Origin of the sequence: Sphingobacterium sp. UBA1498 (assembly GCF_002325125.1) — a bacterium.
In the GTDB taxonomy this organism is placed as follows: Bacteria; Bacteroidota; Bacteroidia; order Sphingobacteriales; family Sphingobacteriaceae; genus Sphingobacterium.
The window spans coordinates 1-25764 of record NZ_DCRG01000034.1; the positions used below are offsets into that span (position 1 = coordinate 1).

Here is a 25764-nt window from a genome sequence, read left to right on the forward strand (position 1 = left end):
GACTTTTCGGACACCCTCTTTATTTTAAGACTATGCTGGAACCTTACCTTTTTTCTCCCGCTCCCAAAATCTGTGCTTTGCAATTGCCTTAATAAACTTATCAGCCAAAGACTTCGAATCGCTTTCAATGATTATTCCTTCATCCAAGGTAGAGCTAACGTCAAATTCTGGTCCCTTATTGAAAAAATAAGTGGCATCCAAAACCAGACGAGCCTCCGTATCTGCGGCGATAGCTTTACAGTGCTTAAAAGCTTCATTTAGGAAATGAACCGCATCCGCATTTGATTTTAATTTGTTCACGCTGTCTTTCCCTCCAGGCAAGTATATGGCGTCATACAGTACGGATGCTGCCGTCAAGAAACTTTCCTCCACTTGAATCGGCTTATTATCTGAGCCCATAATTTGCCCTAACTTTGGTGAGATAATATGAATGATGCCTCCTTCTGATCGCATAGCATCTGTCACAACTTTTAGCGAACTTGCGTCTACACCATCAGCAGCTAGTACGGCAATTTTTCGGCTTATAATCGTACTCTTAACAGTATCTTCCATACTTAATGCAGCCGATCTTTTTAATTTCACCTTAACTTCAATAGGCTCATAGTCGGAAGGATTTGCATCTGCTGGGAGACTTTTATTGATTGGCTTTTCGAGCTTCTCCTGCACCTGCAACCCCAGAGCGGTTGCTACTTTGCCTGCGAGGCTTTTATCAACCAACGATAATATACCAATCATTCGCTGTCTTACTGCAACGGATTTTACCTTGCCTAATTCGAAACTGAATGCATCGATAATGTGGTTTCTTTCTGGCTCAGATTGACTATTGTAAAATAATCGTGCCTGACTAAAATGGTCTCGGAAACTGTCACTTCTCGCACGAACTTTTCGCGCATCAATACGCTCTTGATAGCTTTTAAATCCTCCTGCTTCTTCTGATACTTGCAGCGGATAATTATCCCCCAACGAATTTGGTCCATAGCTTGTCTTCCCACGATCTATTCGTTGGCGCATAAATCCATCACGTTGGTTATTGTGGGAAGGACTAATGGGTCTATTTATCGGAATTTCGTGAAAATTGGGACCTCCTAAACGAATCAGTTGGGTATCGGTATAGGAGAATAGGCGCCCCTGCAACAGCGGATCATTCGTAAAATCGATTCCAGGTACAATGTTTCCGATATGGAAGGCAACCTGCTCTGTTTCAGCAAAGAAATTATCTGGATTTCGATTCAATGTCATTTTACCTATAGGCAGTACCGGTACAAGTTCCTCCGGAACAATTTTTGTCGAATCCAATAGGTCAAATTCGTATTTAAATTCATCCGCTTCAGGGATGACCTGTACGCCAAGTTCCCATTCTGGAAACGCACCGCTTTCAATCGCTTCCCAAAGATCCCTTCGATGGAAATCGGGGTCTTTACCAGAAATATTTTGTGCTTCATCCCATGCAACGGAATGAACTCCAAGCATTGGTTTCCAATGAAATTTAATAAAATTTGATTCTCCACGGGCGTTGATAAATCGAAAAGTATGCACCCCAAACCCCTCCATCATACGATAGCTGCGTGGTATGGCACGATCACTCATTAGCCACATGATCATATGTGCCGACTCGGGCATCAACGAAATAAAGTCCCAAAACGTATCGTGGGCCGATGCAGCCTGTGGAATTTCATTATCAGGTTCGGGTTTGACCGCATGGACAAGATCTGGGAATTTCATAGCATCCTGAATAAAGAAGACAGGCATATTGTTACCAACTAAATCGAAATTACCTTCTTCAGTATAAAATTTGACTGCGAAACCACGTACATCGCGCGCCAGATCTGTTGAACCCCTTGAACCAGCAACAGTCGAGAAACGAACGAAAACTGGCGTTTCTATTTCTGTATTATTCAAAAAACCTGCTTTTGTTAACGCACTCAAAGGCTTATATAATTTAAAAACACCATGTGCGCCAGACCCTCGAGCATGTACAACACGCTCCGGAATGCGTTCGTGATCGAAATGGGTGATCTTTTCCCGTAGAATAAAATCCTCTAAGAGCGTTGCACCTCGATCACCTGCACGTAACGAATTTTGATCATCATTGATTTTGACCCCCTGATCCGTTGTCATCTCTTGACCTGTAGCATCTGCGGTATGAGGCCGTAGTGCGCTGACTTTTTTATTTTCAACTGCCTCAACCTTTGCCGTTTTCGATTCTTTTTTTTTCATTATAGTCGATTTATGGGTTTACACATTTTTAATTGAATTAAGACCTGGGAAGGCAAAGACTGACTCCTCATGCTATCCTAGTTAAAAATATTCGATATTCCTTTTAGGAACTCTTCCAATCCATTAATCGTTTGTTTTAATTATAAAAGTTATTCCTAGGGTTTCGGTTACAATACGACGACACAACTCATAATGATATACACTAATTACTAAAAAGTCTAAAGCAATTGTATAAATGCATATCGAAAGTCGGACGATAAGAGGATTATTGAACTTGTTGTCATTAGCTTTCAAAGCTTATACAAAAAGTTGTACCCACATTGAGTTCACTTTCAACAGTAACTTTTGCGTTGAGTCGGTCAGCTATTCGCTTGACAATGGATAAGCCAATACCCGAACCTTCAAATCCTTGCGAATTGGGCAGACGTTTAAATATGTCAAATATATTGCTATCGTCACGAATATCCATGCCTATCCCGTTGTCTTTGATGTAATAGTGAACCGAATTACCCTGTTTTATGCTATAAACTTCAACTACCGGTTGATCCTTTTTACTACTATATTTTATGGCGTTGCCAATCAGGTTTAAAAATAGCTGATACAGCAGTGTTCTTTCGCCTATAATCGGCCAAGTTTCACCTAGTATAAATTCTAGATTTTCACTATCAAACTGCTGCTTGCTACTCTCTAGAATATTCAGAATTTTATTTCGCGGATCGATCAGTTCGGTCTTAAAAGTTACATAATTAGACTGCGTAAGCTGATAAACTTTATCCATCATTTCTGTGATCAGTCCTGTGGCATCCATGATATTTTTTGCCATCTTACGTAGCATGTCTTTAGAAAGATCATCTTTTATTAACATCATCTGAGCGGCAAGCTTTATCGAGGAAAGTGGATTTTTAAGGTCATGCGTTAATGTATAGCCAAATGTATCTAAGGCGTTGTTGGATCTGATAAGTTCCTTGTTAAGTTGCGCAATCTCCCCGCCCCGTTGTGCGATAGCTTGTTGGGCTATTTGTGCCACCTTCTCCATAAAAGAAAGTTCAGTCTTTCTCCACTTAACAGACTTGCCTTTCATCGTTTCACGCCAAGCTTCAAAAGATGCTCTTGGCGAGGGAAATTCAACTTTCCTTTCGGGATCATAAAGGTATATTTTTTCGGGCTTTCCTGCCCAAACGTCGTCATATATGTGTTCCTTACGGAATAAATAGATGTAATATTTATTGCCAGGAAGAATATTTATTCTTAAAACGCCAGGCAAAAACACGCCGTGTTCTGACTCTACTTGATCATAAACAAAATTTGACGTAGAAAAGAGTTCGGTTCGTTCTTGGCTTTCTATGTACTTATCTATTGTACGTTGCTGCCCTTCATCCGGCACCGTTCCCCAGCTTTTAGCAGTATGATCGTTCTTGATCATTAATCCATCGGCTGCTACAATTTCCAAAATCTGGGGGGCAAAACGTTCAAGCACAACTCCAATATCACTATTTACTAACAGTTCGGATTTAAGATCTCGTTCCATAACACCCATGATGGTTTGTGCGACCAAATTTTCCTTTTGATGTTCTGAAAGATAATAATTTACTGCATATTGCGTTAAAAAAGCACATAAGTGTCGTTGGGAAAGATCGACATTCCTGGGAAGCCTGTTTTGACAAGCTACAATTCCCCAAAGTTTTCCATCGATAACGATAGAGAAGCTAGCACTGGCGCGCGCGCCCGAGTTCCTGAGATACTGCAAATGCACCGGCGATAAGGCTCTGACGCTGGAATGCGTGAGGTCTATCTCCCCCGCCTCCAGTCCATGAATAGGAATAACAGGGGCATCGATATCCGCAACATGTCGCGCAAGAAATTTGGTATAAAGTGCTCTAGCCTGTGTAGGAATATCAAATTCCGGGTAACGATATCCCATTAGCGAGCTCATTCCTTTGTTAATAGACTCCGCAATTACTTGTCCACTATGGTCTTCTTCAAAACGATATACCATGACACGATCAAAACCAATGATCTGGCGGATCAATACTGTCAAAGATTGCCAAGCATTGCCATTTTGTTCCTCAAGGTATTTAGCATAATAGAATAAACGCGGCGCTTTTAGGCGGTTCTCATTGCAAATCTCTAATTCAACATATGTTTTCTCGTCGTAGCGGTAAATGCTCAAATAGTAATCATTATCCTTCATACGGATACGCTCAACGAAACGAGAGAATACCTGCTCAGTGATCTGTCTCTCAATCTCTTCGATATTCCATTCGTTCGCTGCAGAAAAAAAAGGCAACAACTCCTTAATCGAACGTCCAAGAATTTCGTTTAAAGGAATATTCAGCACATGAGATAGATTTTCACTTACTGCAATGCATCCGATCTTATCGAAAACACAAAGGAAACCGAAAAATTGGATTTTACCACATAAGTGGATTTCTTCATCATGACACTCCAATTGAGGCATATCTTACTAGTTTTTAATATTTTAACTTACTATTAATAGGAAATTCTCGAAAAAGATAATTGCCATACAATATAAAATCTAGCATCCCTCTTCAAACATGTCATATCTCAGGCTAATATATAAAAAATAACTACGAATAATTGATTAGACAAGCGTCAAACTTTTTTTAGCAATTACAGGTAAATATTACCACACCTACTTAAGCGAGAAAAAGCTAGGTTGGAAAGAACCTAGCTTTTAAACTTTCTTCATGGCTGGACAAGCCGTCTTGAATAGTAAACAATAGTATTACGTACTTTGTTTGAAATTTGTGATCATCTTTGTATCCACCTTTATCTTTTCAAATAAGCACTGTAATTTTTAAAAATAAGCTATTGAGAACTATAAACATAGCCGGACCAAGGTGATAACGGATAGGATGTAATTACCGGCTTATCCGTACCAACAATAAGCTCAGCTTGTTTTTCGTGAGTCTCAAATATCATTCGCCATTTGAAATCTTCCGGTAAATTAACGTGCTGTACATGGTCGGAAAAGTTCATGATTACAACGATAGATTTTTCCTTTTTTTTCACCTGAAGCAGAAGTACTTTTTTATCTTCGATGCATTTGACCTTCAACTCATCCCGCTGCACATCTTTCAGCAGGGGGTTTGTTTTCCGCAACGCTATTAACGATTTGTAATACAATAAACGTTGTCGATAGGGTTCGCTATTGAGCTCGTCCCAATCCAATATAGCCTCTCTAAATATACTTTCACTCTGAGGATCTGGGACATCAGAATTCGTAATAAAATCTTCAAACTCTTTCTTCCGGCCTTCCCTAACTAGTTGCACGAGCTCAGGATCACTATGGCTTATAAAATATGGGAAAGGCTTTTCTGTCCCCCATTCTTCACCCATAAATAGTAAGGGAAGATAGGGAGACATAAACACAGCAAAGGCCATGAGGCGCGCTATTTCGCTAGAATAAATCTTCACTGCGCGGTCCCCTAGCATTCTATTACCGATCTGATCATGGTTTTGGCAAAAAACTATGAAGCGATTTCCATCAAGACCAAAACTGTCTGTTCCGAAGAACTTTTCCCGGTGGGAAGAGTAATTACCGTCAAAAACATAGGCTTTCTCATAGGCTTTTGCCAGATCATTCAATCCATTAAATTCTTCATAATATCCCTTTTTTGGTTCGCCCACCGACACTCTTAAGGCATGATGGAACTCATCTAACCACTGCGCATCCATATCATAGCCATTTTTTGTCAATGGATCCAGAAATCGCCTATCATTGAGATCGCACTCAATGAATAAAAAGCGATTCTTACCCGAATTGATGATAATCTGGTCCGTTTCCTTGCGAATTTCCTGAAGTATGTGAACTGCTCCGAAATCTTTAATCGCATGCACCGCATCTAGTCGAAGAGCATCAATATGAAAGTCTTCAAACCACATACGGACGTTATTGAGCACTAGATCCCGCTGCCCATGACAGAAACGATCATCATAATTAAGAGCATCGCCCCATGGCGTATGGTATTTGTTGGTGAAATATGGCCCATAATTCGAAAAATAATTTCCTTCAGGTCCGATATGGTTATACACCACATCCAAAATTACAGCTATATTAACTGCATGGAAGGCATTCACAAGCCGCTGAAATTCTGAAGCTCCACCATAGGAATGCTGTACTGCAAATGGGAAAACGCCATCATACCCCCAGTTCCTCCCTCCTGGAAACTGTGCGACTGGCATAATCTCTATCGCAGTGATCCCCAAATCCTTCAAATGCGGAATTTTTTTTATGACACCATCAAAATCGCGAGATGAGGTGAATGTTCCGACGTGAATCTCATAGATCACGAATTCGGAATTTTTAGGAGGCTTATAGCTCTGATCAGTCCAATTAAATCGGAGATCTATTGCCTCTGATGGTCCATGCACACCTTCGGGCTGGGAAAGGGAAGCCGGGTCTGGAAAATCATTTCCGTCCACACTGATTTTATACCGATCCCCAGGAGTTATTAATGTACTCTCAGCATACCAATAGCCATATTTTAGTGGCCTTAGAGGTATTTCTAAATTATTATCACACAATCGGCAAATCACAATTTTTGCTATTGGTGCCCATACGCTAATTTGACAGGTTTCGCCTTCAAAACGAATGCCCACATGCTTAATTCCGGTCTTGCTCATACGCTCTGCAGTCTATTATTGGGATTGAAATAATAGTATGGAACGTGAAGGAACTAAGACAGTATCACCCGCAGCAAACTCTCCGAAATTTTCTATCGTATCATTATTCGTATCTAAGATTTTCATCCACCTAGCTCCATAATTTTCATTTGGGAGCTGATACGACACATCTTCCCAATACGCGTTAAACAACAGGTAAAAGCTAGCATCCACGATTTTCTTTCCGTCGTTACCAACTGATCTAATACCTTCACCATTTAAATATACCGCAAGTGAACGCGCATGGTCTTCCTGCCAATGATGGTCGTCCATCTCGGATGCATCAGGTAAAAACCATACGATATCTTCAACACCCGTACCGCGAATAGGCAATCCTTGAAACCATTTTCGGCGACAGAATACGGGATGTTCCCGACGAAGATGTATTAATTTCTTGGTGAAGTCCAATTGGTTTCCATCGATTTTAGTCCAATCCAACCACGAAATCTCATTGTCCTGGCAATATGCATTATTGTTTCCCTGCTGCGTTCTGCCGAATTCATCGCCAGCCACAAGCATGGGAACCCCTTGAGAAAGAAACAATGTTGTCAGCATATTTCGCTTCTGTTTCTCCCTCAAACTATTGATCTCAGGATCGTCTGTTGGTCCTTCGACACCACAGTTCCAAGAACGGTTGTGGCTCTCTCCATCCTGATTGTCCTCACCATTTGCGTCATTGTGCTTTTCATTATAAGATACTAGATCGTGAAGCGTAAATCCATCATGTGCCGTAACGAAATTGACACTGGCCGAAGGGGTACGGTTGTCGCCTCGGTATAAATCAGAAGAACCGGTAAGTCGGTTTGCGAATTCGGCAATCATGCTGTCTGCTCCAATCCAGTAGTCACGGATACAGTCGCGATACTTTCCATTCCATTCGGCCCAGCCGGGGGGGAACTCGCCAACTTGATATCCCCCTTCTCCGATATCCCACGGTTCGGCAATCAGTTTAACCTGTGAGATGATTGGATCTTGATGGATCACATCGAAAAAAGAGCTCAATTTGTCTACTTCGTGCAGTTCACGCGCCAGTGCTGAAGCCAGGTCGAATCGGAATCCATCTACATGCATTTCTTGAATCCAATAACGGAGGCTGTCCATAATCATCCTTAATACGTTGGGTTGGCGGGTATTTAGTGTATTGCCGGTTCCGGTAAAGTCCATATAATAACGAGGGTCGTCAGCTAATCGATAATAGGAGGCATTGTCAATACCTCTAAAAGAAAGTGTTGGCCCCATTTCGTTACCTTCGCCAGTATGGTTGTATACCACATCTAAAATAACTTCTATGCCTGCCTCGTGCAGTGCTTTAACCATCTGTTTGAATTCCAAAACCTGCTCTCCATGGTAGCCTGAAGCAGAATAGCGCACATCTGGTGCAAAAAAACCAATACTGTTATAACCCCAATAGTTGCTGAGTCCCTTATCCTTTAGATGACGGTCAGTCAAAAAATGATGTATAGGTAACAATTCTACCGCTGTAATACCCAATTCTTTCAGGTAATTTACTGCAACGGGATGGCCCATTGCGGCATAGGTACCTCTTATTTCTTCAGGAATATCGGGATGCATTGCTGTAAAGCCTTTTACGTGTGTTTCGTAAATCACACTCTTATGCATAGGAATGCGGGGTGGCTTATCGCTTCCCCAGTCAAATTTGTCGTTTGTAACGACAGATTTAGGAACAAAGGGAGCACTATCGGTTGCATCCATGCTTAAGTCATCATCTCCTATAGTGTAGGCGAATAAAGCATCATTCCATTTAACAGTTCCTGAAATTGCTTTTGCATATGGATCAATCAATAATTTATGTGGGTTAAAGCGATGTCCGCTTGATGGGTCATAAGGACCATGAACCCGATAACCGTAGAGTTGCCCAGGTTTTATTCCAGAAACATAGATATGCCACACTTGATGTGTTTTCTCCGTAATTTTAAATTTAGCGATTTCTCGCTCGTCTGAACTATCATAGAGATAAAGTTCAACAGCCTCAGCGTGCTCGGAGCAGAGTGCGAAGTTCACTCCTTCCCCATCGTAGGTTGCCCCTAAAGGGTAAGGATTTCCGGTATAAATGTTTGTTTCCATCTTTATGTTTAACGGTTATATATTTTCGTGTAATTAAATAATTTATGTTGAATTTTTGATGTAAATGCTCTTTTCTGCATACGCCACAACCAATTTCCAGCAGTACTGGCTGGCGTATTCATACGGCATGATCCATCAAGATTTAAAATATCTTGCATCGGCACTATAACCTTATCCGCGACAGATGCGTAAATTGACCGTATAAGCACTTCATTGACATTCTCACTATCAACTATTCTTCCAAAATAGTTTCTTAAATTTATTTTGCTCAATAGACTTAGGTCCTGATTGTACCAAGATAACGTGGTATTATTATCATGTGTACCGGTATAGGCAACAGAATTTCTGACATACTGATGAGGAATGTGAGGTGATCGGGACATATCCTCACCAAAAGCAAATTGTAATACCGCCATACCGGGAAATTTAAATCGATCTCGAAAATCATATACTGCGGCATCGACATCGCCGAGATCCTCCACTATAAAGGGCATATATTCTAGATTGATCTTAACTTGCTCAAAGAAAGCCTCACCAGGGCCCTCCAACCATTTTCCATTCTTGGCAGAGGTCTCTTGAATAGGTACTTCCCAATAGGAAGAAAATGCTCTAAAATGATCCAGTCGCAAAATATCGAACAACGAACAGTTGTGCGCTAGCCGGTCGATCCACCATTGGTATCCATCATGCTTAAGAGATTCCCAATTAAAAGTTGGCATTCCCCATAATTGGCCATCTGCATTAAAGTAGTCTGGGGGTACTCCGGCAACATATTCCATATCTCCGTCTGCTTTTAAGGAAAAATAGTGCGGATTGACCCACACATCTGCGGAATCGTAGGCTACGTAAAATGGAATATCGCCAATAAGTCTAATGCCATAATCTCGTGCATGTTTTCTTAAGCCATCCCACTGTTTGAAAAATAGAAATTGGAACCACTTTTCTTGTTGTAATTCATCTCGAAATTCAGCAGCAAAATTGCTCAACGCGGCACTTTCTCGATTCTTATAATGCTTTGGCCACTCATACCATGGTTTATTTCCATTTCTATTTTTTAACACCTTGAAAAGAGCATAATCATTTAACCACTTCGATTCGCGATCTACAAAATCGGAAAATTCAAATGCTGCATGCGCTGGCAGACGACTATAGGCCTGTTCCAACAGTTGGTATTTTGCCAACACTACTTCAGCAAAATTTATCGTTGTCGATGCTTTACATTTTAAGTGCTTTATTTCATTCTTTTGGAGCAGACCTAATTTTATCAGCTCCCGCAGATCTATGAATAATGGATTTCCAGCCCTGCTACTCAGCGTACTATAAGGCGAATGGAATTGTGTAGCATCTGTAGGGCCCAATGGAAGAACTTGCCACCAGCTTTGCCCGCTGCGGTAAAGTTGCTTCACAAATCTTCTAGCTTCCGAGCCCAAGTCGCCTATCCCGAAAGGGGATGGAATTGAACTAATATGCATCAAAATGCCTGAGCTCCGCTGAGGTGGAAAATCCGTGTAGCTGATGATAGCCATTGGAAGATCCTTAAAAATCGTATTGACTGCAATCTCCATTCCTTCACCTTCTGCTTCTGTTAGGATATGCTTCCAGGCTACGGAATGGTTTGATGAAAGATGAACTTTGGTATCAGACCAATCAAATGAACCAGGAACAAATTTTGAGATATTACCGATTTCTGCGAGATGTAAGGGAACAACTATAACCATCCATTCCTCACCCGATCTACGCGCGAATGCTAAAATATTATTACGAAAGCGGCCAGTTACTTTAAGCGGCACGTAACTGCCATCGGATGCGAGAGCACGGTGTTCCTTTCGCAGTTTCACCAATTCCCTTACCAACCATAATTTAATTTTCCCATCAAACCTATATCTCCATAAATCTTTTATCCGCACTTTTTTATCCCCATTTTCAATAGCAGACAAAAGATCCTTCCTACGCTGATAATCTATCGGTCTTCGATTGTCTGGATCGACAAAACTATGGTTCCAAAGTTCTGAACCCTGATAGATGTCAGGTACGCCAGGACAAGTAAATTTTAAAATTTGCTGAGTAAGCGAATTTATGACACCAAAATCAGCGATCACTTCAAGAAATTGATAAAAGCTGGTAAAAAATGGACGGTCTCTATCGAGCAGAAAAGAGGCGAACTCCTGAACAGAAACTTCATAGTCCACATTTGGGCTCTCCCAGCAAGAGCGTTCCTTCCCCTCTCGGAGATATTTAACCAAGTAATCAAGAAAGCGTTTTTCAAATGCTAAGGATATATTAGAATCATTTTTTTCCATGGGAAAAGAAGCGACCAGCGACTGATAAATGAAGTATTCATCATTTGGATGCGGAAGATCTCTTGGGTATTCGTTCCGCACCATATCGTGCCAGAGTTGAAGCTGTTTAATCCACTTTTGCGCCATGGCGGTAAGTACCAATAGACGACTACGCGCATCTTCACCACGTTTGGTATCGTGAGTCGAACTTGCATTCATAGATAGTGACCAGTTCATCTGGCGCTCTTGCATCATATTATGAAATTCATTTTTACTCACACCCCAATTCGCTGGATGATCGCCCACTTCATTATGGCCAATAAAGCGGTTATACGTAAACATTAAAGTATCTTCCACCCCCTTCGCCATGACTGGACCTGTCAACTGCATACAACGCATGAGAAATTCCACCAGATCACTTTGGGTTTTCGGCTGATAATTCACCTGCGCTTGTTCGAAGAGATTCCTAAACTGATTAATCAGTGTTTGGTTGAGCTCAGGAATCTTAGTTAACTTTGCAAAAATTGATAAAAATAATTTATAAGTTGATGCTGACAGTGGAAAGCGATCGTCATAAACGCGGTATATAGGAAACGATGCTAAAAATGATTGTAAAATATCCTTTAGGTGGCTTTTTTTAACCTTGCTATTAACACGTAGGAGGCTTGACAGTAGCTTCGTGAGGTTTGCAAGCTCGCCCTGCATGTGTTTATTGAGAATTGTACTCTTTTTTAAATATTGTTGTTCCGCAATAGATGAATTTTCGCCAACTAATTTCGTATAATATTTATCTAAAATTTTCTTTCCAGATTTGGATGTGAAGACATTATTGCACATCGATAAGAAGTCGTATCCTGTTGTTCCCTGTATTGGCCATTCATGGGGAAGCACTTCCCCATGCTCCAATATTTTTTCAGCAACTATATATGTAGTTGAGCCAACAGACTTCCTCAAATTAAACAAATACGCGGTTGGATTGTAAAGTCCGTCAATATGATCAATCCTTAATCCGTCAATCAGTCCTTCTTTAACCAGTGTTTTTATTAACTTATGGGATTCGTTGAATACATTCTCATCCTGCACGTTTAAACAAATCAGTTCATTTACTGTAAAGAAACGTCTAAAATTTATTCTCTCGTTTGTGATCCACCAAGGGCAAAGTTCATAATGCTGAGCGTTTACCAACACATCAATATCATTCAAATTACTATTAAATTGATCAAGAATGTGCTTTAACTTTCTTTTCGTCAGTTTATTAAAAATTTGAGCACGCAATAGTTTCCATTCTTCACCATCTCCATTAGCTTGAACAGTACTTATCTGTGTTAAAAGTCCTTCAAAATTAGATTGTGTAGCCTGTAAATAATCCTTCAGGATAACACAATATGATTGAGGAGAAATTGGATACTGGTTTCCCTTGTAAGACAGCCGAAGGCTATTATTCAAAAAAATGACAGCGATGTCGTTGTTCGAAATCGCCTCCTCCAAATTATCTGTCAATACAGGGACCATTAACCTTCCCTTATCAAACAAACCTGAACTATAACAGGTATCGAAAAAACCACTAAATTGCGATGACTGGCCAAATTCCAGAAGATCCATAAGCCATTCATTTTTCGGATGAAATGCCATATGGTTAGGAACAATATCTTGTAACCATTTAATTTGGTATTTGTTCAATAGCTCCTTAATCGATCTCAAATCTTCCAAATTACCCAACTCGCTATTTATCTGATTAAAATTTATACCATCATATCCATGAATGCTCCCAGGGGTTGACTGGAAAATGGGGGATGCGTATACTGTATCTATACCCAAATCTCGGAGGTAAGGAATTACGCCTTTAAAGTCCGAGAAGTTGAAATCTTTATGAAACTGAATTCTGTATGTGGTATTTGGCGTATTAATAGATACTTTTTTAGTTGTGTGCATGGCTTGCTAATATCTTTTTAGATCAGAACATCTTTCCGCAATTTTAGTTCATTGGATTCTCCAGAAAAAAAGATTATTAATTATAAAAAACAATAAAGCAAAAAAACAATTTAAAATTAAAACGAATCTGCTTGAGCTGCGTTCTTAATGTACTTCTTCAATAATTGCAGTTTAAATTATTATACACATGAAAAAAATAGGAATTACGTTTTCTGCTTTTGATTTGCTTCACGCAGGTCATGTTAAGATGCTCGAAGATGCCAGAGAACAATGCGACTTTTTAATATGCGGATTACAAACAGATCCTACTCTCGATCGCCCAGAAAAAAATAAGCCAACACAATCTGTATTTGAACGCTATATGCAGTTAAAAGCGTGCAAGCACGTTGATATGATTATACCCTATGCTACCGAACAGGACTTAGAAGATGTATTGCGATCGTTCAAGGTACATGTTCGTATTTTGGGAGACGAATATATGGATAAAGCATTTACTGGCAGGAAATACTGCGAGGAGAAAGGAATACAACTATATTTCAACAGAAGAGAAAATAGATTTTCTAGTTCGTCTTTACGGAAAATAATTGCATCCAAAGAAAAAAACAATAAAGGGGCTGTGGTAAGCATAAATGAGGCAGCAAGTTACGCTTTGAAGCGTGTAAATGCATAAATTAACAATTAACATATGATAATAGGTATTATATTTGGGGTATTCGACATGTTGCATGTAGGCCATATTGTGGCTCTTCAGGAAGCTAAGAGTCAATGTGATTATCTTATTGTAGGTCTTAAGACAGACTCAAAAGTACAAGAACATGATACTCATGATTCTGCACAAACTATGGTTGAAAGGTTTATCAAATTAGAAGGTTGCCAATTTGTTGATGAGATTATTCCGTTTGAGTCTGATGACGATATTACCGATATGCTTCAGTCGCTTCCTGTACACAAATACTTTATAGGCGAAGAGTATAAGCTTGTAGATTTTTCAGGTAGAGATTATTGTATTTCAGAAGGAATTGAAATTTACTATACCAAAAATAAAAATAGGTTTTCAAGCCAATCACTTCGAAAAATTGTAAGTGAAAAGGAAATAGAAAAGGCGGAAAAAAGTTTTAATACGAATCTAAAATGTCATACTACTACTAATACTTCGATAACTTCCTCATGAAAGACGACTAAAACACATGTTCCGCAGGGTTCCAATTAACAGCATTATGTTGGCGATCTGAAAAATCAACATAGATGTATATGCGAAATTCTGCGCTAATCGTCCGTAAAGCTGGATGACTTGAATCTATTAGCAGCAATTCACAATTTGTAATAGGCCGAATTGCTGCTATTCTATTTTGGCCTTATTAAAAAAGATATTGAAGAGTTATTTCCCTGTATAGTACTATTTTCCTGACACAATCATTTTTCTTCTTGTCCTGAAAGCTCCACAACACAGTAGAAACCGATATCAGTAATATACTATTCACTTTACCTACCACCTCAAAATTTATTCAATTTATTAATCAATTTAAGGACGGCCCCTTCCATTTCTACTTGTTAAAATAGATAGAATCTATGGTTCAGTTACGTTGTTCCACTAACTTATCAGCGTATAAATAACGTGAATACAAAGGTTTGGCGTAAAACTCTACTTAGAAAAAGTTTTATACGGTTTTATATTCCAGGCGTCATGAGCAGAAAAGTACATTAAACTATCTATAAAGCTCATAATCAGCGTACCTAATTGATTTTAAGTATAAATCACATCTCCCGTGATATTTACTTGAAGATATTGCTAAAGCTTATGAATAGGCAATTTTGGCAAAAAACTGCACTGTTGTTGTACTGTTTCATCAGTATTCATTAAGATTATTAAATAACAATATGCAACATATCGAAATAAATTCATTTTTTATTGAAAAAAGAGGCCTACTCAAAAATTTCGCTTCCCAATTTACCTCAGATCCTGAGATTAAGAATGATCTTATACAGGACACTATGGTTAATGCATTGAAATCCATTGAAAAGCTTATGCATAATCCAAAAGTGGGTTCTTGGTTATACGTGATCATGCGAAATATCTATATTAACCATTATAGAAAAACTAAAAGAACTGAAAACTATCATCATGAATATGCATCTCTTGTCATGAATGAATCTACTTCTACGAATGCAAGCACAACTAAGTTTATTCTAGATGATATACAGAAAGCGTTGAGTCAACTTTCTCAGGAAAATTACGAAATTTTCAATATGTTTTTGGAAGGATTTAAGTATTATGAAATCGCGGAATATATGCAGATGCCTGAAGGAACGATTAAAACACGTATTCATTTTATTCGTAAAACAATGAAAAAACAACTATCGGTATATCATTAATAGACTATCGTTAATTAAAAGCTTCATTAAACTATAAAAATAAAAACTATTTACAGATAAATCTTGTTATTTAAAAAACATCACTAAATAAATAAATATTATGATTTCAAACAAAACACTATTTGCTTCCCTAGCGGCTTTAACATTGCTAGCATCATGTAATAACCAGACGCCACAGGAAAAGGCAGCTGAAAATATGGAACATGCGGAAGAAAAAGCGGCAGATGCCAACGAAGAGGCGATGAAAACTTCAGAAGACGCTGCGACAAAAGATGCCGAAGCAGTTGTTTATTCGGATAAAGCAGCCGCAAACGCTGCTATAGCTTCGGTTGCTGCGCCTGCTCTTTCCAATGATAAAGCCAAAGAGCTCTATACAAAGCTTGGAAAAACTTGGGTAGAACGTATCAATGCAGAAACTGCTGATAAAGCATTGGATAAAGAAAAATCTTTGTTAGATATCAAAAATGAAATTGAGAAAAATGTTGCAGACGGTAAAATATCAGCTTCGGATAAAGATAACATCATGAAATATCAATCCGACTGTATTGCCGCAGTAAAAGCTGCTCTTTAGTACAAAGGAAAAATAACTACAATAATTGTCATAAACTGGATGTCTTGCAGATTGGTTTCAATAGCAGGACATCCTTTTTTGTTGATACCATTACGTATAAATTAGGCAATTATCTATCCAGGTGGGATGAACTTTCGACTGCTTCTAGCAGGTCATTGATATCAAAAGGCTTTGCCATAAAACGATTAGCTCCTGCGCGAAACGCCACCTCCTTTCCATCCTTACTGGCGGATATGCATATGATAAACAGTTCTTTCAGTTCTTTATCTTCTCTAATTTTTCTTATCAATTCATCTCCGGAGAGCATCGGCATCCATATGTCTAATAAAATGACATCGGGTTTCTTTTCCCTGATCACTCCTAAGGCATTAAGACTGTTTGTCTCAATAATTGTGTCGTAACCCGACATTTCCAATAGCATTTGTAACATGTCAACTATTGTACTATCATCATCACAAATGAAAACCGTCTTGTTTTCCATATTTTATTTTACTCGCTAATTTTGAACATTATTTTTTCATTCATTATCCCATTGTGTTCCCTTTGTGACCTGCTCGTCTTCTATGAGTGCTATTTTTCAAATATAGTTGATAAATATGTTATAACGCGAAATTCTTATAAATTCGTTTAATAATCTCCCACATATTATAATACTTTGCATACGGAATTACGATACATTAGCAATAACTTGCTCTAAAAAATAGATTTGGCGTTCATTTATCTTCTTTATGGCCTCTGGAAATGTAAACCAGGCGCCCCGATCAACTTCAGGATAAAGTTGTATCTTTCCTGATCTAGGAGGCCATTCCAATGAAAAGGTATTACTGATGAGTTTATGCGCATCCATATCACCCTCAATTGCCCAACATAATACTTTTTTCCCTCCTTTCTGTTGAATAGCAGACAATTCCATAAAGTTTCCATTAGGTAGACACCCTGTTTCCTCCATAAACTCCCTTTTAGCAGCTGCGAGGGCATCTTCGCCCATACCGATCTCTCCTTTCGGAATGGTCCAATAACCTTCATCTTTCTTGGCAAAATATGGTCCTCCAGGATGTACTAAGAAAAAATAAATTTGTTGTTCCTGAATTTTATACATTAATAATCCCGCACTACAATTGAGTTTTCTAGCCATTCGTGTTATTGTTACTCAATCTAATCCATGTAGGGGCATGATCGCTGCTTTTCTCCCATCCACGAACGTCCCGATCTATACCACCTTCCATTAACCGAGCCTGGATCGACGGACTCAATAGGATGTGATCTATACGCAACCCTGCATTTCGAGCATAAGCCTGACGAAAATAATCCCAAAATGTATAAACTTCCTTATCCGGGAAAAGTGTACGTATAGAATCTTGCCATCCATCTTTTAGCAAAAGACTAAAAGCTTCCTTAACCTCTTTTGTAAAGAGTGCATCATTGATATATTTTTCTGGCTTATAAGTGTCTATATCTTCTGGAATAATATTGAAATCCCCGATCAGAATAGCCGATGCATTCATCCGAAGAAGTGTTTTAGATCGTTTGGCCAACCGTTCGATCCAATCTAATTTATAATCATATTTGACCCCTGGAAAAGGGTTGCCATTAGGTAGATAAATACAACATATTACGACGTTTTGGATTATGACCTCCAAATATCGGCTTTGGTTATCCTCAGGATCTCCGGGCAGAACTCTTGTGATCTCTTCAATCTCATATTTCGAAAGCACCGCAACTCCGTTCCAACTTTTCTGGCCATGCCAAATGGCATGATAGCCGAGATCACTTATTTCTTTCAACGGAAAACGTTCTTGAGGGGATTTAAGCTCCTGAAGGCAAACTACATCTGGCGACTCTTCTTCCAACCATCGTAAAAGGACTGGAAGCCGCGCGTTGATACCATTTATATTATAAGTTGCTATCTTCATAAAATGAATATGTTAAGTTAAAACACAACGAGCTAAAGGTCACAATTGTTTGGGAATTTATAATATTATCGTATTATAACATCTACATTCAATCCTATCTGATTAACCGAAATGAGTTATTGACGTCAATACTTCCAGGCTACGCAGACAAAACACGTTTTATTACTAAATCAAATCTTCAGATTAATTCCAATAATTGTATGCAAATCGTTGAACGCTAAATGCGCTTCGTGTTTATACTGTCATAAAAGATCGGTTCTAATAAGAATCCAAGGTTTACTGCGCTATAAATACGTAGTTAAACTGAAATTTACGGTAGGCGCATAACATTGCTACGCTATTTCCATTAAAAAAGTACGGATATGCCTTTACACATTGTCTTTGGGTATAAATTTTGATTCATCTTTATCAAAAGAATTACACTTAAAATAGCGTACTGATATGGAAAATATTGATAAAAAAGCAAAAAAAATAGGATTGGAAAAGGGATATTATTTGTTGCTAATGGCCATTCTCGATCTTCCAGTTGAAGAGGTACAAAATACAGTTAAGGAGGGTTAAGTTATATGAAAAAAATAGCAATTATAAGTACGTGCCCACCACAAGAATGTGGGTTAGCGACCTTCACCAAAGACCTTAAACAGGGAATGGAGTTAGATGCTAGCGTCCATATTGATCTCATCGCATTATCAAAACATGGAGTAGAGGATTTTGACGAATCTGTTCGCTTCGTTATCCATAAAGATCGACTTGACAGTTATCATCAAGCGGCGCGCCTCATCAATGAGGAATACGACTATTGTGTTATTCAGCATGAATTTGGAATATTTGGTGGTGTTGATGGTATTTTCATTACACAAATTGCCAACAACCTTACGATACCTTTATTAACAATATTTCACACTATTTTGCAAACACCGTCGTTGCAGCAAAAAGAAATTATGGAATTACTGTTGGAGAAATCCCAGGCTGTTGTTAGTCTTTCACCGAAAGGAGTCGAATTATTGAAAGAACAATTTGATCCAGCGCATGCGGATAAAATTAAATTTATACCCCATGGTGTTCCTCAGTTTGATTACAACCAAGGTTTGGCGAAGTATAAATTAGGTCTCCAAGAAAATTTTGTAATGATGACCTTTGGCCTGATTGGAAGGAGTAAAGGATTGGAGTATGCTATAAAATCTTTAGCGGGTACTGATCTGCCTGGATTCAAATATTTAATCATCGGAAAGACCCATCCTAACGTTTTGGTTCATGAGGGGGAATCCTATCGTTTTGAATTACAAAATTTAGTCAGTCAATTGAAATTGGAAGATAAAGTTGTTTTTATTGATAAATTTCTAACTGATGAAGAATTGAAAGAGTACCTCACCGCATGTGATATATATCTATCCCCCTATCCTCACGAACAGCAAATCAGCAGTGGAACGCTGTCATTCGCTGTGGGAGCAGGTGCTGCTGTTATTTCCACGCCGTATTGGCACGCTAGCGATTTATTAAAAGATGAACGCGGCATATTAACGCCTTTTAATGATATAGAAGCAATGCGTGCTAACATCAATTTATTGTACTCATCAAAACGTCTATTAGCTTGGCATCGTTTTAAAGCGCGCAGTTACGGTGAGCAGACAGTGTGGAAGAAAGTAGCGAAAATGTATATCGATCTCCTTCAAGGTTTAGCTACTCCGGTAAGATCATTAGTTGATTATGAAAAATATGTCTCTTTTGACTTGAAAAGAGAAGCATAAAATTAAAGGTTCCCAGCAATTGTTGGGAACCTTTAATTCTTTAAAAGTGTGTTTAGAATTTCTAACGCTTTAATCGTATACCTAAACTGAGCTTCCTGCATCCCTATATTTGATCTTAGCTCTATTGTTTCTGTCATTAGAATCTCCTGTTTATATGCGAATGAGACAAATGCGAACAATTTGCCCTTTGATTCAGGAACTACTGTTGCATACCCGGTTGTGGCGACCGACCAATCCGTATGAAACATTCTGCCTACCGCGATTGCCATTTCCTCTGTTGTTCTTGACGATACACAGTCACATCTTTCCGCTAGTTCTGCATCGACATCAAGTATGTTAATCTTTGCATCAATTGAATAGGCTGTGATGCCGCCAGCGAAAACCTCCGTTGCTCCTTCCATCTGCGAGCAAGCTAACTGCAAAAATCCTGCGGTCACACTTTCGGCAATAGCAACACGGGCTTTAGCATTACGTAGACTGTGCCTTACCTCTTTTAATACTATTTCTGGAAAATCTATTTGCGTCATATAATAGAAATAAGTAATAGATACTGTTTATTAGTAAACTTTATAATCAATTTTAATCGTTCAGCTTGCATACGCTAATTTTTAGATATGCTGTCGCGATTTGTCTTATTTTATTGTCCAAACTAGGGTATTTGGCAAGAACAGTCAGAACTTTTCCCTAAATTTAGTTCACTAAAACGTTCAAATCTCCTTTGAAACCAAACAGTAGCTAAGGGAATATCGTTTTTAATAAATAGATTTATTTATTTTTCCAATAATATTTTGACCTTCTAAATATGATCCAACAGTTTTACACCTACCTAAACATTCTTGCACTCTTTCTGTTTGTAGATGTTTTGATTTTCTTGAGAATAAGGATATTATCGATCTGGAAATCAAATATATTGTTTGCTAAACTAGTTTGGTGGTCTTTAAGTTTGCTGTCCTATTTATCAATATTTCTCAATTTATTTTTTAAATGGAATAGTTTTGAAGCAGCGTGTTTGGTATTTTTTCCCATTACGTTACTGTTTGCGAAAATTATATTTCTATTCTTTATTGGAATTGATGCGATGTGGCGTGCTTCTACTGTGTTCAAGAATCTCCTTGTAAAGCCTAAACCCTTATCCCATCAAGATGGAAATATACTGTCCTTAACAAGATCTGATTTTATAATCAAAAGTGGTCTTGTTCTGGCTAGCGTTCCTATTGCTGCGCTTACACGTGGATTTGCTTTAAATTTATATGATTATCAGATTAAACATATCAATTTAATTTTACCAAATTTACCGAAATCTTTCGAAGGAATGACCATCGCTCAGATTTCTGATATACACGCAGGAAGTCTTTATAATCGGGATAAAGTGAAAAGCGGCATTGACTTGCTGATGGGGGAAAATCCTGATATCATTTTCTTTACTGGAGATTTAATTAATGATTTTGCGTCCGAAATGGATCATTATTTGGACATATTCAATACGCTCAACGCTCCTCTAGGCACATTTTCTATACTCGGTAATCATGATTATGGAGACTATCATTTCAATAGACATCATTTTTTTGAAAAAAGTCGATTGACAAAAGAACAGAACTTCGCGGAGCTCAAAAGCATCCACCGTCAATTGGGCTGGCAACTGCTTCTCAATGAATCGAAAGAGCTCATACTGAACAATGATAAAATTACAATTATAGGCGTGGAAAACTGGGGGTTACATAACCCTAAAAATTATGGTGACATCGATTTGGCGATGTCTAAAGTTGATAAATCATCTTCTGTCAACTTCATGCTCTCACACGATCCTTCACATTGGCGGGCTGAAATCATCTCCAAATACCCCAATATCGATGTTACTTTTAGTGGCCATACTCATGGAGGACAATTTGGTTATACCAACCCAAAATATCAATGGAGCCCAGTGAAGTATGCTTACCAGGAATGGGCAGGTTTATATCGTGAAAAACATCAGGCACTCTATGTAAATGTTGGATTTGGCTATCTAGATTATCCGAGCCGATTAGGAATGTTGCCAGAGGTCACGATATTTCATCTAAAAAGTAAAGATTAACTCTTCTGCTTTTCAGTGTCCGCTGAAAGGCACCGAGTGCTTTTAGAACCTCTGGTATGAGATAATCTTCTTCACCAAAGGCCGCTATAAATAATTTATTGTATGCAGGAATAGCCTTCAACTTGGAAATTAACTTTTTCAATTCCATATCCATTCTAATTATCCCTATGGGATAAAAAAGTCAATTTTATGAGTATAGCAGAGAGAGCAATAAAACAAAAAATTTGTCCTTTGGAATTTGCAGTGAATCCATTAGTGGGAAATGAAAAATTCCGATTGTGTGGCGGATCAACGAAGGAGAAAGACGTCTAAGTGAAATGCTACGTGGCATTGCAAAAGTTGACCGACGGGTTCTAAATCAACAGTTAACGGAGATGGTTGAAGGTGGAATATTGTCCAAAAAGTCCTTTTATGAACTTCCGCCACGTGTAGAGTATTCACTTACGTCTTTGGGAGAGAGTTTGGTGGAAGTACTTTGGAAAACACTCAGCAATCATAACAGGTTAACAATTGAGATAAAATATAGAAGAATTGGGATACCATTTTTTATAATCGCTGTAACCGTTTGGTTTATGGGTTGTATTTCTTGGCTTTTTTTGGTAAGTGTACCAATCTCCAAATAATCCAAATAGCGATATCATCCCCATATAGAAATTCCTATTCCAGCCATATTTGCAATAGTTCCACTTATAAAGTCCTTCATACAGAGCTTTATTCTTAATAGAGAGAAAACGAATACGATAACTTTCGATACAGCTATGACGTCGGCCAAAATTTTGTCAACGAGAAAAATCTCCTCACTAGCTATAATTTACTATTTGAAAATATCCATATGCTCATCATAGATAGGGCTTTTCATATCCAAAAATTTAAGTACACTATGAAATACATGATTTTGAGTCAACGTTCTATTTGGTTTCAATTGTTTAGAATGATCAGATACCCAAACAATAAAGGGAATCTCATATTGTTCTTTAGGTGCAATGCTCATAGGCAGTCCATGCATATATAGGTTATTTTCACCCAATGATTCTCCATGATCGGATACAAACAACATCGCACTATTGTATTCCTTTAAACCTTTTAGATCCTCGATCAGCCTGTGCAAAATATAGTCGGTATAAACTACCGTGTTATCATACGCATTAATTAACTCTTTTTTCGAACAATTCCCTAATTCTACACTATTACAAACGGGCTTAAACACTTCGAATTTAGCCGGATATTTCTCGCTATAAGTTGGGCCATGACTTGTACTTGTATGAAGAACAACAAATACTTTATCCTTTTTACTCGCTGATATTCGTTCTTTTAAACCTGTTAGTAAAACCTCATCGTAAGCACATTCTGCACCTTTACAGTTTGCAGCAAGCTGGTCACTCGTTTCATATTCTTTAATATGTACCGGAGGCTCACCCCAATTGCTTGTACGCCATATTACATCAACATCATTTCTGTAAAGGTAATTTGGCAAAATTTCATATAAATCGTCCGTATTTTTATGCTCTAATAGACACTTTACTCCTGCTGTCGTATAGGTCGAACAAGAAGTTGCATCAAAATGATAAAGATTCGGTGTCTTTGAAAGCAAAGGATTTGTATTTTTTTGATAGCCATATAGCGAAAAATTCTCCCTTCGAGCGGATTCACCAATAACCAAGACGACCACGGTCTTTTTGTCACTAGTAATTGTCGCATCCGGCAATAATATCTCCTTTTTATTTTTTTGATGTTCATGGATATAAAAACGTGATATATTGACAGTATAAGACCAAGGCATGGCAAGTGCACCTAAAGTCTTAGAATTCTTATCAATCCATAACCAATTAGTTGCATTCGCAAATATTAAAATAACAATAAATAATAACGAAAGGGAGGACGTAACCAAGAACTTCTTTGGTTTATCCTTTACTATGTTGGCTTTGATGATGAAAATGCTAGGAATAATACCCAGAACCAAGAGATACAAGATCATTCTCAGGGAAAAGAAACCACTCGACTCGGAATAGCGAGTATTCAATATATTGCCAATCATTGTTTCGTCCAAAATAACGCTATAGGTGTTAACAAAATAAACGGCAATGGAATTGATCAGAAAGAACAAAACAAGTATGGATTTCCCAAAGCGACGTGATAGCGAAAAAAATAAATAAAGTACAAAAGCGTTCATCACCAGCATCAAAACCATTAAACTACCAATCAGGATAATACCCCCAAAGCTCCTGTAGTCAACATTGTTAAAAACAAAAGTATAAAATGGAAAATGGAAGAATATAAAATTCAACACACTCATTAACAGGACAAAATGGACTAGTTTTAAGCTATTTTTTAGCATAAATGGTAACGATTCTAAAGAATGAAATAATTAACAGATAAATGTAAAATAAATTATTAGCAAATTATTATTAATTATCCTATCAGCTAATACAATACTCAAAATAAGGGAGTAAAATTTAATCATACCCTATTTACCAACTATTCATACGGATGTTGCCACGGGCTGCGATAGGGTCTGCGCAGCAACTGAGTTGCCTCGGGGTCATCAATACATATTTTTTGCGTTGGATCATAAACTAAAGGGCGATTCAGCTGCATCGACAAATTGGCCAAAATACAGCTTGCGGTCGATATATATCCTTCTTCAATATCCGCTATAGGAAGATGGTTGTTATCAATTGCCGATAAAAGATCAAGCATATGCTTTCTTGTAGCAGGAGCGGTATGAAGCTCTATTCGGTGTTCTGTAAGATCTTCGGGAAACTCCTCTTTTTCCAAAATAACATCTTGTCGAATGGATTCACCTTCTCCAATCGGGATAAATTCATATTTCATGACGCTCCCCTTCAAAGTACCTTTATCACCATATATAACGAATGCCCAAGGATAGTCTGGGTCTGCTGCTGAGCCCCATGTCCTATGCTGCCATACGCAATTAAGATCTTCGTATTCAAATATGGCAGTTTGAGTGTCTGCAATTGTCGATTTCCCACCTTTTTGAACATAAATCCCCCCTTTTGCATAAACGCTTTTGGGCCATTTAAGCTGCAAAAGCCAGCGCACTGTATCAAACATATGCATTCCCATATCCCCGGTTATTCCGTTCCCGTAGGCCATAAAAGTTCGCCACCAGCTCCCATGAGGTAGACCATCAAAGGTGCGCAAAGGTGCTGGCCCAGTCCAAAGTTCATAATCAAAGAATTCTGGCACTGCTTCGGTAGGTGGATTGCCATTCTTTCGCATATGGTAGTAACAACACATCTCTACATGAGAAATTTTACCGAGTAAGCCGCGATCGATCACACGATTCTTGGCATCGACAAGGTGAGCTGTGCTTCTGCGCTGAGTTCCTACCTGAACTTTTCTGTTATATTTCCTTGCAGCACGACAAATCGCATCCCCCTCAAGCACATCAACACTGATAGGTTTTTGCAAATAAAGATGAGCACCCGAACGTATTGCGTCAATAGCCTGCCTTGCATGCCAATGATCTGGGGTTCCAATTAAAACGAGATCAAATTTGTGATTAGCAAGCATCTCTCTATAGTCATTGTAAAGTTTCGGAACCTTTTTCGAAACCTGACGATCACTAATTAGACGCCCCGCTTCTTGTAAGTGACGGTTATCAACATCACATATTGCAACGACATCGACATCACGAACCTGAATTAAACGACACAAATCACTTCTGCCGTACCAGCCTGCACCAATTAACCCAACCCGAAATTTTTTTACGACGTCTTTAAACGACAGCGCTTTGACTTGCAATGCTGACAAGGTTAGCACCGCCCCTGCTCCTTGAATAAATCTCCTGCGATTTAAATTGAAAGTACTCATAATTTAATGGTTTATTACCTAATATAAGAATAATTGTAACTGGTAAATACGATGT

At 38.5% G+C, this 25764-nt stretch carries 19 protein-coding genes; 7 read left to right on the forward strand and 12 right to left on the reverse strand.

The window, feature by feature from the left end; translation table 11 throughout:
• Nucleotides 1-30: 30 nt before the first annotated feature.
• The 5 genes from B3139_RS19185 to treY all read right to left on the reverse strand — a co-directional run bounded on the left by B3139_RS19185 (nt 31) and on the right by treY (nt 13199).
• Nucleotides 31-2217, reverse strand: a complete 2187-nt coding sequence (locus tag B3139_RS19185; RefSeq protein ID WP_293885102.1) for a catalase — start codon at nt 2215-2217, stop codon at nt 31-33.
• A 283-nt stretch (nt 2218-2500) separates the two neighbouring features.
• Nucleotides 2501-4675 carry an ATP-binding protein gene (locus tag B3139_RS19190; RefSeq protein ID WP_293885103.1) on the reverse strand — a complete coding sequence of 725 codons (2175 nt, stop codon included), beginning with the start codon at nt 4673-4675 and terminating at the stop codon, nt 2501-2503.
• 371 nt (nt 4676-5046) lie between these two features.
• Nucleotides 5047-6864 carry a malto-oligosyltrehalose trehalohydrolase gene (gene treZ / locus B3139_RS19195; RefSeq protein WP_293885104.1) on the reverse strand — a complete coding sequence of 606 codons (1818 nt, stop codon included), beginning with the start codon at nt 6862-6864 and terminating at the stop codon, nt 5047-5049.
• A 15-nt stretch (nt 6865-6879) separates the two neighbouring features.
• Nucleotides 6880-8988 (reverse strand): glycogen debranching protein GlgX, encoded by a 2109-nt coding sequence (gene glgX / locus B3139_RS19200; protein WP_293885105.1) that lies wholly within the window; start codon nt 8986-8988, stop codon nt 6880-6882.
• Nucleotides 8989-8996: 8 nt separating this feature from the next.
• On the reverse strand, nt 8997-13199 hold the full coding sequence (treY, locus tag B3139_RS19205) for a malto-oligosyltrehalose synthase (RefSeq protein ID WP_293885106.1): 4203 nt from the start codon (nt 13197-13199) through the stop codon (nt 8997-8999).
• 187 nt (nt 13200-13386) lie between these two features.
• Between treY and B3139_RS19210 the strand changes: the two genes are divergently transcribed.
• The 4 genes from B3139_RS19210 to B3139_RS19225 all read left to right on the forward strand — a co-directional run bounded on the left by B3139_RS19210 (nt 13387) and on the right by B3139_RS19225 (nt 16143).
• Nucleotides 13387-13869 (forward strand): adenylyltransferase/cytidyltransferase family protein, encoded by a 483-nt coding sequence (locus tag B3139_RS19210; RefSeq protein ID WP_209581970.1) that lies wholly within the window; start codon nt 13387-13389, stop codon nt 13867-13869.
• A 15-nt stretch (nt 13870-13884) separates the two neighbouring features.
• Nucleotides 13885-14370 (forward strand): adenylyltransferase/cytidyltransferase family protein, encoded by a 486-nt coding sequence (locus B3139_RS19215; RefSeq protein ID WP_293885107.1) that lies wholly within the window; start codon nt 13885-13887, stop codon nt 14368-14370.
• 707 nt (nt 14371-15077) lie between these two features.
• Entirely contained in the window at nt 15078-15572 is a 495-nt protein-coding gene (locus B3139_RS19220; RefSeq protein ID WP_293885108.1) for an RNA polymerase sigma factor, read from the forward strand.
• 100 nt (nt 15573-15672) lie between these two features.
• Nucleotides 15673-16143: a hypothetical protein gene (locus B3139_RS19225; protein ID WP_293885109.1), complete on the forward strand. Its 471-nt coding sequence runs from the start codon at nt 15673-15675 to the stop codon at nt 16141-16143.
• A gap of 109 nt (nt 16144-16252) precedes the next feature.
• Here B3139_RS19225 and B3139_RS19230 read toward each other — a convergent pair whose 3' ends face one another.
• The 3 genes from B3139_RS19230 to xth form a co-directional block, all read right to left on the reverse strand.
• The gene (locus tag B3139_RS19230; protein ID WP_293885110.1) at nt 16253-16624 is read right to left on the reverse strand and encodes a response regulator; all 372 of its coding nucleotides are present in this window, start codon (nt 16622-16624) and stop codon (nt 16253-16255) included.
• A 186-nt stretch (nt 16625-16810) separates the two neighbouring features.
• Nucleotides 16811-17278, reverse strand: a complete 468-nt coding sequence (locus B3139_RS19235; protein WP_293885111.1) for an NUDIX domain-containing protein — start codon at nt 17276-17278, stop codon at nt 16811-16813.
• On the reverse strand, nt 17271-18056 hold the full coding sequence (gene xth, locus B3139_RS19240; protein WP_209581987.1) for an exodeoxyribonuclease III: 786 nt from the start codon (nt 18054-18056) through the stop codon (nt 17271-17273). The genes B3139_RS19235 and xth overlap by 8 nt, the downstream gene beginning before the upstream one ends.
• 566 nt (nt 18057-18622) lie before the next feature.
• Here xth and B3139_RS19245 point away from each other — a divergent pair.
• Nucleotides 18623-19804, forward strand: coding sequence for a glycosyltransferase (locus B3139_RS19245; RefSeq protein ID WP_293885112.1), 1182 nt, complete (start codon nt 18623-18625; stop codon nt 19802-19804).
• Between the two features lie 32 nt (nt 19805-19836).
• On the opposite strand, the gene B3139_RS19250 is transcribed toward B3139_RS19245, so the two are convergent.
• Nucleotides 19837-20331, reverse strand: coding sequence for a CinA family protein (locus tag B3139_RS19250; RefSeq protein ID WP_293885113.1), 495 nt, complete (start codon nt 20329-20331; stop codon nt 19837-19839).
• Between the two features lie 275 nt (nt 20332-20606).
• On the opposite strand from B3139_RS19250, the gene B3139_RS19255 reads away from it, so the two are divergent.
• Nucleotides 20607-21875 carry a metallophosphoesterase gene (locus B3139_RS19255; RefSeq protein ID WP_293885114.1) on the forward strand — a complete coding sequence of 423 codons (1269 nt, stop codon included), beginning with the start codon at nt 20607-20609 and terminating at the stop codon, nt 21873-21875.
• On the opposite strand, the gene B3139_RS19260 is transcribed toward B3139_RS19255, so the two are convergent.
• Nucleotides 21844-22023 (reverse strand): cytochrome c peroxidase, encoded by a 180-nt coding sequence (locus tag B3139_RS19260; RefSeq protein WP_293885115.1) that lies wholly within the window; start codon nt 22021-22023, stop codon nt 21844-21846. The genes B3139_RS19255 and B3139_RS19260 overlap by 32 nt on opposite strands.
• Before the next feature lie 130 nt (nt 22024-22153).
• On the opposite strand from B3139_RS19260, the gene B3139_RS19265 reads away from it, so the two are divergent.
• Nucleotides 22154-22498 (forward strand): winged helix-turn-helix transcriptional regulator, encoded by a 345-nt coding sequence (locus tag B3139_RS19265; RefSeq protein ID WP_293885116.1) that lies wholly within the window; start codon nt 22154-22156, stop codon nt 22496-22498.
• A 191-nt stretch (nt 22499-22689) separates the two neighbouring features.
• On the opposite strand, the gene eptA is transcribed toward B3139_RS19265, so the two are convergent.
• Both eptA and B3139_RS19275 read right to left on the reverse strand, forming a co-directional pair.
• A complete protein-coding gene (eptA, locus tag B3139_RS19270; RefSeq protein ID WP_293885117.1) occupies nt 22690-24210 on the reverse strand; it encodes a phosphoethanolamine--lipid A transferase EptA in 1521 nt (506 codons plus the stop codon).
• A gap of 140 nt (nt 24211-24350) precedes the next feature.
• On the reverse strand, nt 24351-25658 hold the full coding sequence (locus B3139_RS19275) for a Gfo/Idh/MocA family protein (protein WP_293885118.1): 1308 nt from the start codon (nt 25656-25658) through the stop codon (nt 24351-24353).
• Nucleotides 25659-25764: the final 106 nt, after the last annotated feature.

Excerpts from the sequence above, each read along its gene's own strand:
- B3139_RS19185 (WP_293885102.1), bottom strand. The coding sequence starts at position 2,217 with ATGAAAAAAAAAGAATCGAAAACGGCAAAGGTTGAGGCAGTTGAAAAT.
- B3139_RS19190 (WP_293885103.1), bottom strand. The coding sequence starts at position 4,675 with ATGCCTCAATTGGAGTGTCATGATGAAGAAATCCACTTATGTGGTAAA.
- treZ (WP_293885104.1), bottom strand. The coding sequence starts at position 6,864 with ATGAGCAAGACCGGAATTAAGCATGTGGGCATTCGTTTTGAAGGCGAA.
- glgX (WP_293885105.1), bottom strand. The coding sequence starts at position 8,988 with ATGGAAACAAACATTTATACCGGAAATCCTTACCCTTTAGGGGCAACC.
- treY (WP_293885106.1), bottom strand. The coding sequence starts at position 13,199 with ATGCACACAACTAAAAAAGTATCTATTAATACGCCAAATACCACATAC.
- B3139_RS19210 (WP_209581970.1), top strand. The coding sequence starts at position 13,387 with ATGAAAAAAATAGGAATTACGTTTTCTGCTTTTGATTTGCTTCACGCA.
- B3139_RS19215 (WP_293885107.1), top strand. The coding sequence starts at position 13,885 with ATGATAATAGGTATTATATTTGGGGTATTCGACATGTTGCATGTAGGC.
- B3139_RS19220 (WP_293885108.1), top strand. The coding sequence starts at position 15,078 with ATGCAACATATCGAAATAAATTCATTTTTTATTGAAAAAAGAGGCCTA.
- B3139_RS19225 (WP_293885109.1), top strand. The coding sequence starts at position 15,673 with ATGATTTCAAACAAAACACTATTTGCTTCCCTAGCGGCTTTAACATTG.
- B3139_RS19230 (WP_293885110.1), bottom strand. The coding sequence starts at position 16,624 with ATGGAAAACAAGACGGTTTTCATTTGTGATGATGATAGTACAATAGTT.
- B3139_RS19235 (WP_293885111.1), bottom strand. The coding sequence starts at position 17,278 with ATGGCTAGAAAACTCAATTGTAGTGCGGGATTATTAATGTATAAAATT.
- xth (WP_209581987.1), bottom strand. The coding sequence starts at position 18,056 with ATGAAGATAGCAACTTATAATATAAATGGTATCAACGCGCGGCTTCCA.
- B3139_RS19245 (WP_293885112.1), top strand. The coding sequence starts at position 18,623 with ATGAAAAAAATAGCAATTATAAGTACGTGCCCACCACAAGAATGTGGG.
- B3139_RS19250 (WP_293885113.1), bottom strand. The coding sequence starts at position 20,331 with ATGACGCAAATAGATTTTCCAGAAATAGTATTAAAAGAGGTAAGGCAC.
- B3139_RS19255 (WP_293885114.1), top strand. The coding sequence starts at position 20,607 with ATGATCCAACAGTTTTACACCTACCTAAACATTCTTGCACTCTTTCTG.
- B3139_RS19260 (WP_293885115.1), bottom strand. The coding sequence starts at position 22,023 with ATGGAATTGAAAAAGTTAATTTCCAAGTTGAAGGCTATTCCTGCATAC.
- eptA (WP_293885117.1), bottom strand. The coding sequence starts at position 24,210 with ATGCTAAAAAATAGCTTAAAACTAGTCCATTTTGTCCTGTTAATGAGT.